This window comes from Agarivorans sp. D1326 (assembly GCF_056958115.1).
Map to the genome: position 1 here is coordinate 450,532 of NZ_JBTWEN010000001.1, position 18,074 is coordinate 468,605.

The 18,074-nt window shown below is 42.6% G+C and carries 16 protein-coding genes; 3 read left to right on the forward strand and 13 right to left on the reverse strand.

Features of this window, described 5'->3' with window-relative positions:
- Nucleotides 1–167 precede the first annotated feature (167 nt).
- The gene (locus tag ACYFDN_RS02005; RefSeq protein ID WP_483509824.1) at nucleotides 168–1,949 is read left to right on the forward strand and encodes an AMP-dependent synthetase/ligase; all 1,782 of its coding nucleotides are present in this window, start codon (nucleotides 168–170) and stop codon (nucleotides 1,947–1,949) included.
- 42 nt (nucleotides 1,950–1,991) lie between these two features.
- Here the strand turns inward: ACYFDN_RS02005 and ACYFDN_RS02010 are convergent, their stop codons facing one another.
- From ACYFDN_RS02010 to ACYFDN_RS02060, 11 genes are all read right to left on the reverse strand, one after another.
- Nucleotides 1,992–2,375 carry an AAA family ATPase gene (locus ACYFDN_RS02010; protein ID WP_483509825.1) on the reverse strand — a complete coding sequence of 128 codons (384 nt, stop codon included), beginning with the start codon at nucleotides 2,373–2,375 and terminating at the stop codon, nucleotides 1,992–1,994.
- Nucleotides 2,376–4,274, reverse strand: a complete 1,899-nt coding sequence (locus ACYFDN_RS02015) for a polysaccharide biosynthesis protein (RefSeq protein ID WP_483509826.1) — start codon at nucleotides 4,272–4,274, stop codon at nucleotides 2,376–2,378.
- 26 nt (nucleotides 4,275–4,300) lie between these two features.
- Entirely contained in the window at nucleotides 4,301–5,476 is a 1,176-nt protein-coding gene (locus ACYFDN_RS02020) for a DegT/DnrJ/EryC1/StrS family aminotransferase (protein ID WP_483509827.1), read from the reverse strand.
- A gap of 79 nt (nucleotides 5,477–5,555) precedes the next feature.
- Nucleotides 5,556–6,176 (reverse strand): acetyltransferase, encoded by a 621-nt coding sequence (locus ACYFDN_RS02025; RefSeq protein WP_483509828.1) that lies wholly within the window; start codon nucleotides 6,174–6,176, stop codon nucleotides 5,556–5,558.
- Nucleotides 6,173–6,784, reverse strand: a complete 612-nt coding sequence (locus tag ACYFDN_RS02030) for a sugar transferase (protein ID WP_483509829.1) — start codon at nucleotides 6,782–6,784, stop codon at nucleotides 6,173–6,175. The genes ACYFDN_RS02025 and ACYFDN_RS02030 overlap by 4 nt, the downstream gene beginning before the upstream one ends.
- Nucleotides 6,785–7,921 (reverse strand): glycosyltransferase family 4 protein, encoded by a 1,137-nt coding sequence (locus ACYFDN_RS02035; RefSeq protein WP_483509830.1) that lies wholly within the window; start codon nucleotides 7,919–7,921, stop codon nucleotides 6,785–6,787.
- Nucleotides 7,918–9,027, reverse strand: coding sequence for a glycosyltransferase (locus ACYFDN_RS02040; protein ID WP_483509831.1), 1,110 nt, complete (start codon nucleotides 9,025–9,027; stop codon nucleotides 7,918–7,920). The genes ACYFDN_RS02035 and ACYFDN_RS02040 overlap by 4 nt, the downstream gene beginning before the upstream one ends.
- On the reverse strand, nucleotides 9,024–10,103 hold the full coding sequence (locus tag ACYFDN_RS02045) for a glycosyltransferase (RefSeq protein ID WP_483509832.1): 1,080 nt from the start codon (nucleotides 10,101–10,103) through the stop codon (nucleotides 9,024–9,026). The genes ACYFDN_RS02040 and ACYFDN_RS02045 overlap by 4 nt, the downstream gene beginning before the upstream one ends.
- Nucleotides 10,100–11,239, reverse strand: coding sequence for an O-antigen ligase family protein (locus tag ACYFDN_RS02050; RefSeq protein ID WP_483509833.1), 1,140 nt, complete (start codon nucleotides 11,237–11,239; stop codon nucleotides 10,100–10,102). Before ACYFDN_RS02050 ends, ACYFDN_RS02045 begins: the two co-directional genes overlap by 4 nt.
- Nucleotides 11,239–12,333 carry a glycosyltransferase gene (locus ACYFDN_RS02055; protein WP_483509834.1) on the reverse strand — a complete coding sequence of 365 codons (1,095 nt, stop codon included), beginning with the start codon at nucleotides 12,331–12,333 and terminating at the stop codon, nucleotides 11,239–11,241. Before ACYFDN_RS02055 ends, ACYFDN_RS02050 begins: the two co-directional genes overlap by 1 nt.
- Entirely contained in the window at nucleotides 12,326–13,627 is a 1,302-nt protein-coding gene (locus ACYFDN_RS02060) for a lipid II flippase MurJ (protein ID WP_483509835.1), read from the reverse strand. Before ACYFDN_RS02060 ends, ACYFDN_RS02055 begins: the two co-directional genes overlap by 8 nt.
- A gap of 281 nt (nucleotides 13,628–13,908) precedes the next feature.
- Between ACYFDN_RS02060 and ACYFDN_RS02065 the strand changes: the two genes are divergently transcribed.
- Nucleotides 13,909–14,550 carry a hypothetical protein gene (locus tag ACYFDN_RS02065; protein WP_483509836.1) on the forward strand — a complete coding sequence of 214 codons (642 nt, stop codon included), beginning with the start codon at nucleotides 13,909–13,911 and terminating at the stop codon, nucleotides 14,548–14,550.
- Nucleotides 14,551–14,657: 107 nt separating this feature from the next.
- Here the strand turns inward: ACYFDN_RS02065 and ppiC are convergent, their stop codons facing one another.
- On the reverse strand, nucleotides 14,658–14,936 hold the full coding sequence (ppiC, locus tag ACYFDN_RS02070; RefSeq protein WP_483509837.1) for a peptidylprolyl isomerase PpiC: 279 nt from the start codon (nucleotides 14,934–14,936) through the stop codon (nucleotides 14,658–14,660).
- A gap of 114 nt (nucleotides 14,937–15,050) precedes the next feature.
- Nucleotides 15,051–16,217, reverse strand: a complete 1,167-nt coding sequence (locus ACYFDN_RS02075) for a nucleotide sugar dehydrogenase (protein ID WP_483509838.1) — start codon at nucleotides 16,215–16,217, stop codon at nucleotides 15,051–15,053.
- Between the two features lie 707 nt (nucleotides 16,218–16,924).
- Here ACYFDN_RS02075 and ACYFDN_RS02080 point away from each other — a divergent pair.
- Nucleotides 16,925–17,152, forward strand: a complete 228-nt coding sequence (locus ACYFDN_RS02080; RefSeq protein WP_483509839.1) for a hypothetical protein — start codon at nucleotides 16,925–16,927, stop codon at nucleotides 17,150–17,152.
- The last annotated feature ends 922 nt before the right edge of the window (nucleotides 17,153–18,074 follow it).

The following is an 18,074-nucleotide window of genomic DNA, read 5'->3' on the forward strand; positions in this document are numbered from 1 at the left end:
TATAGCCAATTTGTCATATTGATATGCGGTAATTGCCCACAATTTCACTATAAAACCCAAATAATATTTCGGTTCTGTTTAGCTTACACTTGTTCGCTCAAATAAAACTACCTAGAATAGCCCCCCTAATTATGGCTATTCGCCCTCATCCTCATAAAGGTAATTACATGCAGCACATCGTTAACTTGCTTAGCCAACAAGCTCAGCAACAGTTAGATCAGGTTGCGCTAAAAATTTGGCGCAACCAAGCTTGGCAGTGTTTTACATGGAAGGATTTCTCGCAGCAATGGACGCAAGTAGCAAAAGGCTTAATCAAACTAGGCCATGAAGAACAGCAAGGCGTGGCAATTATGTCACCCAACATGCCTGAATGGACTATCACCGATTTAGGCATTTTAGCGGCGCGCGGTTGTGTAGTGCCTATTTACCCAACCAACACGCTAGAGCAAAGCCAATACATTTTAGAGGATGCGGGCTGCAAAATATTATTTGTGGGCCAACAAGAGCAAATAGAGATAGGCTTAAAGCTGTTAGATGCAGGACAAATTGAAACACTGATTTGTTTTGAAGAAAGCCCTCTCACTCAACAAGAAAACGTATTGAGCTGGCAACAGCTAATTTGTTTAGGTGGAGCAGACGAAGCGCAAACGCTGTTATTGCGGCAACAAAACCAACAAATGAGTGACCTTGCTACACTTATATACACCTCTGGCACTACTGGTGAACCCAAAGGTGTAATACTTGACCACGCTAACTTTGCAGCAGCTTTTGCCATGCATGACCAGCGCCTAGATGTTAGAGCTAGCGATGTATCACTAAGCTTTTTACCGCTAAGTCACGTATTTGAGCGAGCTTGGACTTATTACATCTTATATCGTGGTGCGAGCAACATTTACCTAGAAGATCCAGCTCAAATACAAGAAGCATTGCCACGTAGCCAAGCAACCTTAATGTGCAGTGTTCCGCGCCTCTATGAAAAAATCCATGCTGCCATTTTGCAGAAAGTTGCCGCGGCCCCAAAAACCAAACAAGTACTTTTTAGTTGGGCCTTAAGCGTGGCTCAACAGCGATTGGCTGCAAAGCAAAGTAATCTAACACCTAGCCTGCTGCTAAAGGTACGCTATGCGCTTGCCAACAAACTTGTTCTTAAGAAACTTCGCGCAATATTTGGCCCAGCTCGGTTACTGCCCTGCTCAGGGGCTAAATTGGCAGACGACATTAACAGCTTTTTTCAAAGCCTTGATATCCCCATTAACTATGGCTACGGCATGACTGAGTCTACCGCTACGGTATCTTGTTACAGCCAAACTAAAAAGACCATCGGCAGCATTGGTCAGCCTTTAGAAGCGCTACAAGTAAAAATCTCTGAACAAGGAGAGATTTTAATTAAAGGTGACACCGTAATGCGTGGTTACTTTAATAAACCACAAGCCACTGCCGACACCATTGTAAATGGCTGGCTACATACCGGCGATGCAGGAAAGCTAGATGAGGAAGGTAACCTAGTGTTAACCGAACGAATTAAAGAGCTGATGAAAACCTCTGGAGGGAAATACATTGCCCCTCAACGAGTAGAAGGCGCATTGATTCGCGAACCTTTATTTGAACAAGTTGCCATTATTGCCGACGCACGCCATTTTGTTTCAGCCTTGATTGTTCCAGCTTTTGAAGCCCTAGAGCTACACGCTAAACAACTAGGTATTAAATGGCAGCATCGAAACGAACTGCTTGAGAATGCAGAAATCAAAAACCTTATTCAAGCCAGACTAAAGCAAGTACAAACCAACCTGGCTAGGTTTGAGCAAGTAAAACAGTTTACCCTACTGCCACGCGAATTCTGTATGAAACAAGGTGAACTAACACCTACTTTAAAACTGCGACGAGCAGTGATTGAGAGCCGCTTTGCTGAGCAAATAAGCGCAATGTACGCAGAGCCGAAAACAGCTTAATGCTCCAAATAAAAAAGGCGCTACTAGCGCCTTTTTTATTTCCTAATCTTCCCAGTTATCGCGCATCTTTTTTATCACCGAATCACTTACATCATGAATATTGGGAAAACGGCCGTTACAACACTTTACTTCTAATACAGCTTTATACTTAAGCGCTAAGTCGCGATAAGCCTGCATCTCCCACTGTTTTACAAAAGTATTCGCCACCACCACATTATTGCCCAAGGCTAATTGTTGTTCGGTTTGTTGCTGGCACCATTGATGGGCCAGCCCAATATCTTCGGCGCGATAATTATATATGCCTTGTTTATCAACAAAGTACATATCAGCTTCTAGATGAACAGCATCTAAAGTGGCGGCTAAGGTAGACTTGCCGCTACCCGGTAAACCTCGAATTAAGGTAAGCGTTAGCGGCGAGCTGCTCAACTACGAAACAGCCTTTAGCTGTGGCTTATCTTGCTCTTGGCAATAGGCCAAAGGTGCTTGTTTTAATAATGCGATTACCGCTTGCTCGTCCATGGCTTCACACGCTAGGTTTAGCTCATCAAACAAAGCCATCAACTCTGCCCAAGGCATAAAGCTCTCGTTGGCCGTGAGAATACGTGGGTGATCGGTTGGTCGCTCATCATCGCCCACCAGCAACTCTTCATACAGCTTCTCGCCAGGGCGCAATCCGGTATATTTAAGCTCAATATCACCATCAGGATTGGCTTCATCCCTTACCTCTAAACCAGAAAGGTGAACCATGCGTTTAGCAAGCTCAGCAATTTTCACTGGTTCGCCCATATCCAATACAAAAACCTCGCCGCCCTTAGCCATTGATCCCGCCTGAATAACCAACTGAGCAGCCTCTGGAATTGTCATAAAGTAGCGAATAATGTCTGGGTGCGTAATGGTTAAGTCTTCGCCTTTACGAATTTGTTCTTTAAACAGAGGAATAACCGAACCAGACGAGCCCAATACATTGCCAAAACGCACCATGCTAATAGTAGTTTCTGACTGGTGTTCAGCTAAGCTCTGCATCACTAGCTCAGCCAAACGTTTGGTTGCTCCCATTACATTGGTTGGTCTAACCGCTTTGTCGGTTGATACCAATACAAAGGTGCTTACCTTTGCTTTAATTGCGGCTTGGGCGATGTTGTAAGAACCAAACACATTGTTACATACACCTTCAACCACGTTTTGTTCAACTAAGGGCACATGTTTATAAGCAGCAGCGTGATACACCGTATCTACCTTATTAGCCTGCATCATGGCACTTAAACGGGGTAAATGCTGAACTGAAATCATCAATGGCACCAGTTCAACGTTAAGTGCTAAGGCTTCACATCGTTTTATTAGTTCACGTTCTATTTCATACAAAGCCACTTCTGAGCGCTCAACAAGCAACAAACGCTTGGGTCTATACTGGATGATTTGACGACAAAGCTCTGAACCAATAGAGCCACCAGCGCCACTTACCAACACGGTTTTATGGCGAATAGAACTGTCCATTAAATGAGAATCAGGGCTTACTGCTTCGCGCCCCAATAAATCTTCAATTTCTACCTCTTTGATTTGATCAACTTTAGCTTCACCGGTCACCAAATCATTTAAACGAGGAACAGTGAGAACTTCGGTATTTAAATCAGCAAGAGAAGTAAGAATTTCTGAACGTCGCTTTTTACCGGCGTTTGGAATAGCCAATAAAACCTTGCTGACATGGAAACGATGAATCAGCATTGGTAGTTGTTGAGGAGGATAAACCGTTAACCCGTGAATCAAGGAATGACGCAATTCTTTCTTATCATCAATAAATGCTACCGCCTGAAAAACATCACCTTGGCCAATAGCTTGAAGCAACTGGCGACCACTGTCTCCAGCACCAAAAATAATCACATTTTGTTTAGTACTGTTTTCTATCCACACAAATAAGTAACGAATAGCAAAACGCACTCCGCCACACATAATTATGCCAAAGGCTAAATAAATGAAAGGGGCTGTTCGAGGGATCACTGCTTGTAAGTAAAATGAGGTGACAATCATTAAAAGGGTGGCACAGGCAAAACTAAACAAGATTGCTTGTAAGTTTTTCTCATTGATATAACGCAGTACTGCCCGATAAAGACCGAAATACCAAAAGCCCGCCAGCGTTGTAACAATCACCGAGCCAAAAGTTATCCAGGTTGGCGTGTCGAAAAAGTAATGGTGAGTCTCAAAGCGAACCCAAAGTGCGCCCCAAAAAGCTAAACTTAAAAAGACTATGTCGAGCGAAAAAATAAGCGCAACTTTTTGTCGGCGACTTGGCCGCTCGAATAAACTCATCAAATTAAATTGCGGTAACATCTAAATTCCTTTTTAGACAAATCCAGTCAAACAGCTATCTCTGAAGATATACGGCTTAAGCAATCTTCAACAAGGTCGCATAAATGCTGCATATCCTGCGTAGTAATGGTTGGGTGAACCATGAACATAATGGCTGCATCACTTAAGTGTTTAGCATTAGTTAATGGTCGTTGCGGCCTCACATTTAAGCCGTCAAAAGCCTTCTCTAAATACACTTCTCCGCAGCTACCTTGCATACAAGGCACTCCTGCTGCATTTAGTGCGTCAATAATTTGATCGCGACTTACTGTTTGTTGATTGCTATCAACAAACACATAAAACTTATAAAACGCATGTTGAATATGCTTGGGAGGCTGAGGAATTTTAATAAATGAAAATTCAGCTAGGCATTTAGCCAGCTGCATCGCATTAGCTTGACGCTGCTTTTGCCAATCGGCCATGCGAGTCAATTGAATACGACCGATAGCTGCTTGCATCTCAGTCATCCGCCAATTGCTACCAATACTCTCGTGTAGCCAACGAAATCCAGGCGGGTGCGCTTTATTAAACACGGTATCGTAAGACTTGCCATGGTCTTTATACGACCACATTTTTTCCCACAAAGTCTTATCATTGGTGGTGACCATGCCACCTTCACCACCCGTGGTCATAATTTTATCTTGGCAAAATGACCAAGCAGCTACATCACCTAATCCACCCACTGGCTTACCGCGATAAAGAGCACCGTGGGCTTGTGCACAATCTTCAATCACATACAAATTATGTTGTTTTGCAAGCTGATTGATTGTGTCCATCTCACAGGGCCAACCTGCAAGGTGCACACAAATAATAGCTTTAGTTGCTTTGCTAAGAACTGCATTTATGCTTTCTGCGGTGATATTTTGGCTGGCTAATTCAACATCGGCAAAAACGGGTTTAGCGCCAACATTTACAATTGCACTAGCCGAGGCAATAAAGGTTCGCGAGGTAACTATCACCTCATCGCCTGAGGTAACGCCTAAAGCACGCAGGGCTAGCTCTAACGCTAAGGTGCCATTTGCTACAGCGACTGCGTGGTTGGTTTCAGCCCAAGCAGCAAACTCTTTCTCAAAGGTTTTGCCTTGGGTACCAGTCCAATAGTTAACTTTATTTGATAGCAGTACATCACTTACAGCTTGAGCTTCCTGCTCTGTAAAGCTTGGCCAAGAAGGTAAATCTCGCATTTTTACTTTTTTTAGTCCTTTAAAACACCTTCCCTATATTGCTGTAAAACTACGCAATCTACAACTTTAGTAGTGTGAATTAAGGTGTTTTAGCTGGGTTACCGAACACTTTTTCAGCAGACTTCACATCTTTTACCACTACCGCGCCAGCCCCTACCAACACTCGCTCCTTAATGATAATTCCCTGAATAACGCAGCTGCCAATTCCTAACATACTTTCGTCTCCCACACTCACCTCTCCGGCGAGATGAACACCTGGGCAAACATGTACACAATCACCTAACTGAACATCGTGATCAACTGAGCTATTATGATTTATAATATTACCGATACCTAAACTAACCCCTACACTTATTGTTGAATTAGCCATTACCACACTCCCCTCACCAACTTGCGCCGAGGCACACACATGGGCTTTAGGGTGAATCAGTATCGGGAGTTTAAGGCCTAACCGTTGAAGCTGCTGTAAACGGCTCAAGCGTGTCGAATTATTGCCAATAGCAACGTGCACGGCGTAATCAGTATTGGTGGTAACAAAGGTGAGCATCTCAGCCCAACCGCCAATCACTTGGCAACCTTCGGTTTCGCCAAGCTCTTGCCAGCGCTCGTCAAACAAACAAATAGTTTGATAACCCAACTGCTTAGCTAACTCCACCACAACTTTGGCGTGTCCTCCGGCTCCATAAATAGCTAATTTCATGATTCACTGTTCCCAGTAAATTTGCTCATAGTTGCCTCGCCTTCTGCGCTCACACCGTCTTTCACAAACACCTTTTTCACGGTAAGTATCAGTATTTTGATATCCAACATAAGGGAGCGATTATTAACGTACCAAACGTCCAGCTCAAATTTCTCCTGCCAGCTTAATGCATTACGACCATTAATTTGCGCCCAACCGGTTATCCCAGGTTTAACATCATGCCGCTTTGCCTGTTCAGGCGAGTAAAGGGGCAAATACTCCATAAGCAATGGACGTGGCCCCACAAAGCTCATTTCACCTTTTACAATATTCCACAATTCTGGCAGTTCATCGGCGCTGCTTGCTCGAAGAGCGCGGCCAAATGAGCCTAGTCGTTCTGCGTCGGAGAGTAAGTTACCTTGAGCATCTTTATCATCGCGCATGCTGCGAAACTTAATCATACTAAACGCTTTACCGTGTAAACCTGGGCGCTGCTGAGTGAAAAAAATCGGCTTGCCAAGCTTTGAGGCTACCTGCCAGCAGAGCAACAAAAATAACGGAGACAATAACACCAACAAAATTGCCGCAGCGATCCGTTCAAAAAAGTAAAACACCTTGTCCTTAAACAACTAGCTCCCTCCATCCATGTATTGCAAGATTTGTTGATTAACCAAACGAACGTCGTAACGCTGCTCTGCAAGCTGACGACTTTTAGCGGCTTGTTGAGTAAGCAGCTCAGGTTGCTCAAAATATCGTTTTAGAGCCTCAACTAATGAATCGACACTTTGCGGCTGCACTAAATAACCATTCACCCCATCCGTCACGGTTTCTCTGCAGCCTGGCGCATCGGTGGTAACAATTGCTCGGCCACAACTCATTGCTTCCAAAACCGTTCGAGGCGTACCCTCACGGTAAGATGGCAGAACATAAACATGGCATTGAGCAATTAAGCCTGCCACATCCTCTATTCGGCCGTGATACTTAACAGTACCTTCTTCAACCCAAGTATCTAAATCGGTTTGAGCAATCGCGCTCGGGTTATCATCAATCCAACCAGCCAAATGAAAAACACATTGGTAACCTTGCTGTTTAAGCTTTTGTGCAGCGCCAGCGTATTCTTCAACACCTTTGTCTTTAAGCAGCCGAGCAATTAACAAAAAGTGTATTTGGGGCTGCTGGCGATCTAAAGCGGGTAAACTTAGCAGTGGGAAACGCGCTAAATTAATCCCAGAGCCGTTAATTAGCTTGGTTTTTTGCTCTGGTACTAAGCCCTTATCAACAAACAGCTTACGGTCATCTGGGTTTTGAAAAAACACCCCTTTTGAGCAGGCTAAGCCTGATTTATACAAAAGACTAACCAAGGAATGCAGCACTTTTTGTTTAATTGCATTCTGCTGAGTAAATACGTAACCCAAACCGGTAATCATCGAGTAAACACTTTTTACACCAGCAAAGCGCGCGGCAAGCGCTCCATAGATGACCGGCTTAATGGTATAAGCAAACGTTTGCTGAGGTTTTAGTCTGCAAATTAAACGAAACAAGGACCACACACTGGCAGCATCTTTTAGTGGATTTAAACCAGTACGCTGCAAGGTATAAACATGCGGGGTAATGCCCAACTCAAGCAGGGCTTTTTTCTGCTCTAGAGAAAAGTCTGGCGCTGCAATATGTACTTCTTTACCCTGCTGCTGCATCGCTTTAAGCAAGTCACCACGAAAGCTTAAAATGGAATCAGCAAAACTGGCTATGACAAGTACTCGGCTCATCTCTGTAGCTCCGCCCGTTGGTATGCTCCTAGGTAACGCTGACTAATATCACTTATAGAAAACTCAGCTAAAACCCTGGCCTGATTATCATTAGCCATTCTTTGTCGCTCAACTTGATTAAGGGCGATAATACTCTCAATAGCGATTTGCAAGTCTTTAGGAGTCTGCGGGGCCACTACCCACTCAGGTTTACTTAATATGAATGCCGCATCACCTACATCAGTAGTAATGCAAGGCAATGCATGGCTCATGGCTTCAACCAGTACATTAGGAAAACCTTCAGTTTTGGAAGGCAATACAAAAACATCTATATCTTGATAGAAGCTTGCCATATCACTTACTTCATCAAGCAACATGCATTGCTCTTTAGGAAATTCATAGCGTGTAAGGATTGCCTTTAGCTCGTCATTTTGATCATTAACGTCTCGGCCAGCAATTTTCAGATAAAGCGTAGCGTTTGCCCGACAAACAGGCGCAAGTGCTGCAATTAGGTTGGCGTAATCTTTAGCGGGGTGCCAACGCCCAGCCGCACCAATTACGCTGACAAATTGGGCTTGCACTCTTAATGAGTCAACTTGTTCAAACTGATAGCCATTTGCAATGAATTGCATCTTATCGGCAGGGTAACCATAAGCAATATGCTGCTGAACGCTGCGCTGACTACAGCAAATTATCTGCTGAGTTTTACGGGCAACTTGCCTACCTAACCACAGTGCGATACGGGTACTCACTTTTTCATCTTGGTATTTATCTAGCGAGTGATGAATCCCCATAAACAGAGGGAGTTTAGAGGAAAATAGTTGTTTATATAAGCCAGCTATCGCATTAGCGTGATACATCCAACTTTGAATTAAAGATACATCATACTGTTTAACCAAGCGATGCAACTTAAACACAGCAAGTAACATACTCACTGGCCCCTTGGCGTTCAAGCTAACAAACTCTACCCTACTATCTTGTTTAATTAGCGAACGGTTCTTAATTGAAGCTTGCATCAATGCAACAATGACATGCTTATGCTGTGGCTGGTTATTAACCAAATTCGCTAACATTTTTTCAGCGCCACCGGTAAGTGCAAAATTCGTAATGAAATGAAGTATTGTCACAATATATTCTCAAAAAATGGTACAAAGCCTTGTGTGCCTAATAACTTACTCTCGCTATTGCTTGGCGGATTAAGGATAAGCTGGGCTAGCGCTTTTGCATCCCCTACTGGAAAATAATTTTGTTCCGGCAATAACTCAATGGCGCCTCCAGGGCAGTCACTGGATATACAAGGCACCCCCAAAAACTGCGCCTGAACCAAGGCATTAGGCATTCCCTCAACCAGTGAACTCAATACAAACGACTGACAATGTTTCATATAGTTAAATGGATTACGCTCAAACCCGGCTATCGATATAATTTCGCTTAACCCTAAATCTTGAACCAAAGCCTCAAGCTTTTCGCGCAAAGGGCCTTCTCCCAATATGATCAAGCGGGTTACTTGCTGCTTTTGACACAAAGCAATCGCTTTGATTAAGGTCTCGTAGTCTTTCTCTGGAACTAAGCGCCCCACAGCTAAAACATAAGGCTGTTCATCTGTCACCCATGGGTGTTCGCAGGGCGCTAGGGATTGATTATTCACCATATCTTTATCTAATGGGTTGGCCAATATTTGAATAGCCCTATCCAGGTCGAAGTAATTGCTAACATCGCAAGCAACATACTTTGCCGGTGCAATCAAATAATCGGCTCTCCGATAAGCGTACTTGGCGCTATTTTTTACCCAAGCGCGTTTTAACCATGAAGATATACTTAGTAGGTTTGTAGAAGGACAAGATGCCTCTCTGGCAACCAACTTACACTTTACCCCACTCAAACGAATTGCCCACAACATCGAAAAAGTCAAATGGCTTTGCGAGCAAAACACCACTTTAGGTTTTATTCTTTTCAGTTGATTAGCCAACAAAGGAATGGCTTTTAAAGACGATGGTTGGCCCACAATGTGACAACTTAGCCTATCATCTAACTCTTGCCTAAATGGACCTTGACCATTTAATGAAAGAAACTCAACAGACCAATACGAAGCCAATAAATTCGCTAAAGTAACAGCTAAGCGCTCCGCTCCCCCTTGGTGGAAGCTGGAGCTAAAGATAAGGATGTCGCAACCGTTACCAGGTAACTTAGCCAATGGGCTCATTGTTGTTCATTCCTTTGGTATTGATACATAGCGGCGGCGACCATTACTGCGATAAACATTAACCAGCTTCGGCTGTACCATACGTTTGAAGTAGAGAAAACCACACCTATATGCACTAGCATTAAACAGCCCCAAAGGCTGAAAGGATAAATACGAGTAAGATTAGCAAGACTGAACAATACAAGCAGAAGACCCAAGGCTGCTAATAAACCGGCTTCAGCACCTATATTAAGTAAGGTATTGTGAGCATTCACTTCACGTTGCGCATTGCCCTCTCGGCCAATTCCTAAAGGATTGGTCGCAATTATCTCTAAATATTCAAACACTACATCTAAACGAGAGGAATCTTTACTAACTAGCTCTTGCTGACTAGAAGGGGATAGTCGATCTAGTGCTCTTGAGTTGATGCTATCACCTAGGTTTGCTTGGAAAGCAACCAATACAAACAATAAACCAGAAATAACAAAGCCTAATTTAGCTCGAAAAGAGATCATTGAATAGAACCCCAAAATAACGAGGGTATATAGTAATAAGCCACTTCGAGAAGCAGTAGCCAATACGGTAAACAACGTAAATAAAACAACTACAGACTCTTGCCAAGTAAAACCACTACGACTGTTTCGACACAATAGTACTCCAGCCAATGAAAACACCAAGGCTCTCGCGCCATCATTAGCGTCCCCAGCAAAACCGGCTGCGCGATAATCCAAATTAGAAAAGGTGCCTGGATTAACAACATCTCCCCAAATTGAAGCGCAAGCAAGTATTAACGATATCCAACAAGCACGCTGTACCGTTGCCAGAGACACTGTACTAAACCAATTGAATAGCACCATCAACCAGATTAAATGAAACCAAGGAAAAGCAGCATTAGACAAATTAACCGGTGGGCTAGCAATAAATGACAGACCGTAGCATGAGTTAACTAACAACATGCTAAGTAGCAACCATTGTGTTTTAGGGAATACGTGAAAGCGCTTATCAAATAATGCAAATAAAACCGACACTCCGAGCATGCCAAGCAATGCCACATAAGAAAAGCCGGGAATTAAACGGGTTAGATACAAATCCAACGCGGACAAGTGCATAGCAAACACTATCATTGAGAGCCAATTAAGTACCTGCCTAAAACTCACTATGCGTTATCCTTAAACAACAGGCTTTCCCATTTATCATAAATAATATCTGGGTGATAACGTTTATTCGCTAAATAAGCAGCCTGCTCTCCCCACGCCAGCAACTCATTGTCAGGCAATTCGAAAATGCGCAGCAGCGCTTCACTTAGGGCTTTAACATCCTTAAGTGAAACCAATAAACCAGTAACTTCATGCTTAACGATATCTTCGGGGCCAAATAAAGTTTTATAACTCACTACCGGCAGACCCATTGCTTGTGCCTCAAGCAATGCCACTGGGAACCCTTCCCTATAGGAGCTCATAACAAATACGCAGGCTTGTTGCAGCTTCTCTTTTACTTTATTAGTTGGACCATGCATGGTTACACAGGACTCTAAACCTAATTTTACGATAAGCTCTGACAGCTGCTGCAGATATTCACCAGAACCATAAATATCTAATGGCCATCGTTTATCTTCAGGGATGAGAGCCAGCGCGTGTAAAGTATCTTGTAAGCCTTTTTCCGGTGTTAGGCGGCCAATAAACACTAACTTCTTAGAGTTAACTTGCGCTTTAGTTGGGGCATCTAAAGTAGCAATAGCGGTACTATTACCAATAACTTGGTAACCTTGCGGCCGCCAGTCTGCTAAGGCTTTTCTGATGGTGTCTGTTTGTAGTACTACTTCATCAAAACGAGCGTAGCAATAACGAGTGAGCCTTTTCCACAATGTGCCATGCCTTTCAATTAGTGGGTTGCTCACTTCACCACAGTAAATCTCAACCCTTGTCCCTCTAGTTGCAAAAAAAGCTAAACACGCTAAACGATGAGTAAATACCATTAAACGCTCTACGCCATGGGACAATACATACCGCCTAATAGCTTTTATCGTAAGTATGTTCTCAATCAAGCCCGCACCTTTAAAGTGGAAGCGTTGCTGATGACGAAGTGGGTGAATAGCTAACTTAGGGCTTACCTCAAAAACAGGTGAACTAACAAATAAAGTCGCTAAGGCAATATCATGATTGGTATCGGCAAATTGAGAGGCAAGTTCGCAAGCGACTCTCTCCGCACCGCCTTGAGCGAGGCCAGGAACCAAAATAGTAAGTTTAGCCAAGGTGCTCGGTCCTTAATTTCCTATTAGAAGATGGAAGCAATATATCTCGCAGTAAAAAGGCCAATAGGCAGACTGATACAAAGTAGATAATCGATGTAGTTATTGCTATGCCGCTAAGCCCAAACCAACGGCTCATTAGGTAATCCAGCACAATATTTAGAAAGAAAGCCGTAAGATTGATAAGCAACATCACTCGCGCTTTGCCCAAACTAACAACGCACCGAGAAAGCACCATTCCAACCAAATACAACGGCACCAATAAGGTATAGAGCTGAGCAACACTTACCAATTCTGAAGTCTGTGTGATATCTACTTCACTGCCTTTAAACATAAAAGGAATAACAAGAGGTAGGATGATATAAAGGGCCCCAGCAACACAAGTTCCTAGTACTGCCGCCAAGCCAATAGCCTTAGTAAGCCGAGCCTTGAGTAAATCTTTACTTTCGATCCATTCAGCCATGTGTGGTATCAACATGCTACCGATGCTCATTGCCAATACGCTTTGAGCAACAGCGACAAATTTGTAGGCATTACCTAATACACTCACACTCCCCTCACCAAGTTGGCTAGCAAAGCCCAAATCGATCAAGGGTAAGGTTGCGAGAAGGCTTGAGCTTAAAACCAACCACAAAAACTCTTTAAATAGTGGTTTAGTGCTATGTTTTGCACCTGTTGAGTAGAGTTCTCGACCTAATTGACTCAAATGCCAATGCTTAAATACTAAGATGAAGAAATGCAGCAGGTAAGCGAGTAAGAGAGCCAAGGCAATGTAAGAAATAGTGAGAGTTTTACCTGCTAGCATAACTACGATAACTACCGTTAGGCCGAAAGCCGGCATTATCAGTTGAGATGCCCCCAAAAAAGCTAACTGTTTTTTAGCGGTAAGTGATGCGATTAAAGGTGCCTGCAGTAAGCCAGCCGCGACAATCCCCACAAAGCTAAAGTAAACCAAAGGTTCAACTTGAGAAGGGCTATAAATAAACCGAGGTAAAATATATCCTGACAAAAACGCAAACAATATGGTTAGCACGACGGACAAGAGTGAAAACTGGCGGTAAAAATGGTTGAAATTGAATTGATGACGTTTTAGAAAAGAAGCCAATAAACTATTCAAAGCTCCGGTTACAATACTGATAACAAACATCGCGATAGCAAATAACAATAAATAGCTATCTAACTGAGCATTAAAACCTACTTCCCTAGCAAATAGAATATCTCGAAAAAAAGCTAAAGCTTTACCTAACACCGACAACATCGATAAAAGTAAACCCGTTAGCAGTAACTTCTTAAACACTTAGCTCTTCCATTACAGCAGCACTAACCTATATAGCCAGCTTAACTAAAATCCTTTTAGTTAATAGCGCCTTAGTACATTAATACTGCTACACTAACACTGATTGTTTTCACGCCCAAAGCAAAAAGTTGTTAAATACAAGTTAAAGCGTCAAGTCGTGAAGCAACTACCAAAACTATGTATTTGGTACAAGGGCTAGGCATTAATACCAGCATTAGAAACTAAGATATTCAGCAATTTTCATGTAAAGCGCTGAGAGACTCAATAATCAAGGAAGATTAATGACTAATTATTTTATGTTTATCAATCAACTCAAGCGGACTGTAATCGCTAGTGTGATTTTTATCGGCTCACTTAATCTCATTAGCTGCGCTAATACTGCAGAAGGCGCAGGGACAGGTGCTTTGGCAGGCGCTGCTGGCGGGTTGGTCTCAGGCTTAATTTGGGGCGGCGATCCTTTGGAATCAGCCGCGAGAGGCGCAGCGGTAGGTGCAGCATCAGGTGCTGCTGTAGGTGCAGTGCAAGATGTGAAACAAACCTCTGCAAAGGAAGCACCACAACAAACTACTGAAAACAGCTCCAATCAACTACCAAGTAAAGAACAGCTTATTGCCGCTATTGGCGAACCAGCTGTTGATGGCATAGTTGCATTGGCTAAATGTGATTACTCTAGCGCGTTAAGTAAAGCTAAGTTATCCAAAGCCGCCAGCGAGCCACATTACCAAGAAGCAGGGGTGTGGGTGGAAGCACTTAGCTATGCCGAAACAGGAGATGTTGATAAGTTAAATGCCAGTTATGCAGAGATTATCAAGCTGGACAAACAAGTGAGCAATGTACTAGAAGCCCAAACCGAACTGTCAGAAAGCTTAAGTAAACTGAAACAGATTAGACTCGAACACAACCTTCCTGAAAGCTGCTCGTAGTTTCAACTGGTACTTTAACAAGCTGAAATGAATAGCTCTAAAAGGGATAACTATGTAGCTAGCGCTTCAAGCCTAAAGCTAACTATAAACAAGAAAGCAGTCGAAGATTAAGTTCGATAAAGCACTTTAACCACATGCCAGCCGTGCTTAGTTTTTACTAGGTGCGGCACAAGTATTTCGCCACTAAAGCATACCTTGTCAAACTGCGGCACCATTTGTCCGCGCCGAAACTCACCTAAATCACCACCCTTTTTTCCTGAAGGACAAGTAGAGTGTTTTTTGGCTAAAGTTTGGAACTTCGCTCCCTTCTTAAGCTGCATGATTATATCTACAGCTTGCTCTTTATGCTTAACCAAAATATGTAAAGCTGCTGCCGTTCTAGCCAAAATTACTCCAAAGAAAAAGCGGATTATACTCTACCTCACCAGCTGTTGAGTCAAGCTCGAACAAAAAAGCCAAGGCTCATACCTTGGCTCTATCTTCAGTACAAATCTGTAGACTTAATCACTACCAAACAGATCACGAGTATACACTTTGTCAGCAATATCCTTGATCTCGTCAACCATTCGATTTGCGATTACAACGTCGCAATCTTGTTTAAACCTTTCAAGATCACGATAAACCTTAGAATGGAAAAATTCTTCTTCTTCCATCACTGGTTCATAAATCACCACCTCAATACCTTTAGCTTTTATACGCTTCATAATACCCTGAATACTCGAAGCTCTAAAGTTATCCGAGCCCGACTTCATAATTAAGCGATAAACACCTACTCGTTTAGGGTTACGCTTTACTATTGATTCTGCGATAAAGTCTTTACGGGTGGTATTGGCATCCACAATTGCACCAATAATATTGTTGGGTACGTCTTTATAGTTAGCTAATAGTTGCTTAGTATCTTTAGGTAAACAATAGCCACCGTAGCCAAAAGAGGGATTGTTGTAGTGATTACCAATGCGAGGGTCTAGGCCGACCCCTTCGATAATATAGCGACTATCTAATCCATGGGTTTCTGCGTAAGTATCTAATTCATTAAAGTAAGCAACGCGCAGCGCTAAATAAGTATTAGCAAATAGCTTAATGGCTTCTGCTTCAGTAGAGTCAGTTAGCAGTACATCAATGTCTTCCTTTACGGCACCTTCTACCAATAAATCGGCAAATACTTGCGCACGTTCTGATTCTTCACCAACTACAATCCGAGAAGGATGCAAGTTATCGTACAGTGCCCTGCCCTCTCGCAAAAACTCAGGTGAGAAAATAATGTTATCTACACCAAACTTCTCACGCACTGATTTAGTGTAACCCACCGGTACAGTAGATTTAATTACCATAACCGCTTGTGGGTTAATTGCCAATACATCTGCAATCACAGATTCAACAGATTGGGTATTAAAATAGTTCGTTTCTGGATCGTAGTCTGTAGGCGTGGAGATGATCACATAATCAGCACCTACATAAGCCTGCTGCTTATCCAAGGTCGCTGTAAAGCTGAGCGTTTTATTTGTGAGGAAATCTTCGATTTCAGCATCAACTATAGGTGATCTTTTGCTATTAAGTAAGGCAACTTTTTCAGCTACAACATCTACAGCTACTACTTCATGGTGCTGTGCTACTAACATAGAGTTAGACAGACCTACATAGCCTGTTCCAGCTACTGCTATTTTCATTAATGAACCTCTTTAAATAAGGGGATACTAAAATTAAACGATTATTATGATACATCTAAGGCCTGCCCAATCCTAGAATATTACTCATTGAACATACTCTGGATAGCGTTATAAGAGTCTACTTAATCAAGGTATGATCAGCTTGCTTTCTCACAGGCCAATAAACACTTCATAGAACTCACAATGAACAGAAATATATCGAACACTTTAATAACATCACCCTGTTAAATTCAAAATCGAAGCAGTTAAACAAGCTAGGTAGCGAGGCTATATATCACTATCTACAATCAGCAAGACGAGATACGCAAACTTAAGCGTGAATTACGTAAAGCGACAGAACCACAAAACATTTAGAAGGAATCTGCCTTGTATTTTGTAGTCGAGTCAAAGAACACACTACCCGTCCATAAAACCTCATAGCAAACATTGCCCCATTCAGGGGGGCGAGCTTTGCAGCTGTACCCTATTGGTTATTGTAACTTGCTTATGCATCCATTAAGCCACGAGGAGGTGAAGAGAAAAAGCTCGTAGGCCCAATAAAACCATTCGGGATTGAGTTACAGTTATCGTAATATCCATAAATATTTGTCTGAACTGCGAATTACCTTTTGCCTAAACCGAGTGCATTAATGAACACGTCAAGCACGTATAAAAAAAGCATGGGTATAAGTCACTAAAGGGCTGCTATAGAGATAAACCAGACATTAATGCAGCTAATACGCTTAATCGTGAGTTTGCTGTATAGGAACCAAATCTATGCTGGGGCAGCCATATCCTTAATCCGCAGCCAAGAAGGTCTACTGTTCATAACAGTAATGATGGATCTGGATACTCGCAACATTGTTAGATGGTTTATGGGTGAATTTATGACTGAGGAACTAGTGCGTGATGCCTTAACTGCTGCATATTGGGGAAAAAGCCTAACGATAAAGTGAGCCTCCATACTGACCTGGACTCCCAACACTCCGACCGTAACTTTATAAAAATACAGACTTAATTAGGTATAAAGCCCAGTACGAGCGGTAGGGAAAATTGTTGGGATAACGCAGTGGCAGAATGCTTCTTTAAAAAAACGTACACAAAATTAAGTATAAAACGAAGGATTAGGCTAGACAAGCTGTGTTCCGCTATAGCGAAATGTTCTACAGTTCGAAGTGTCGACACTAACAATGGCCTTACGTCTCCTGCGGACTTTGAGCAACAGTATTTTGAGAACCTAGAAAGTGCCTAAGAATCTCAGGCTTAACCAGAGTGTGTTGTTACCCAAGCAACAATGAGCCAACCCTCAATATTCAGATCATTAGACCAAAATACTTGGATCACATAAAGGGTTTATTAGTCTTAGTAGAAACGATGGTTTAGCGTTACGCAAACGGTCGCTGTGGTTCCAATCTCTATTAGTACAGCAGTAATATTAAAGTGTGTGTTTACAGGTTCGCATCGTGCATTAGTGGGCTTCATCAACTCCACTTTTCAAGTCATAGTCTCGACATTAAATCACCAAGCTAGAGTTGTATTATAACTAAGCGAACACAAACGGTATAGGTGAACGGAAGGTACAAAACACAGCAGTGAAAGTGCCGACCTTGGCGCAAACACATCCTCGCTGGTGATGCTGATACGCATAAAATTGTTAACTTGGTTGCGCCACTCAATCCTATGCTGGACAGCAAATTCGCCAACAGAGCTTATACACAAGGCCGTGCTTATAACACGAGAAAAATACACGATAACTAAGCATAAAGGGTTTGAATCGGCTAATCCACCAAGAAATGAGAGAAATCGAGAGGAGCCCACCCGAAATTACATTGTTAGTACACTAAAAAGTGAAAGATGAAAGATGAAAGATGAAAGAGT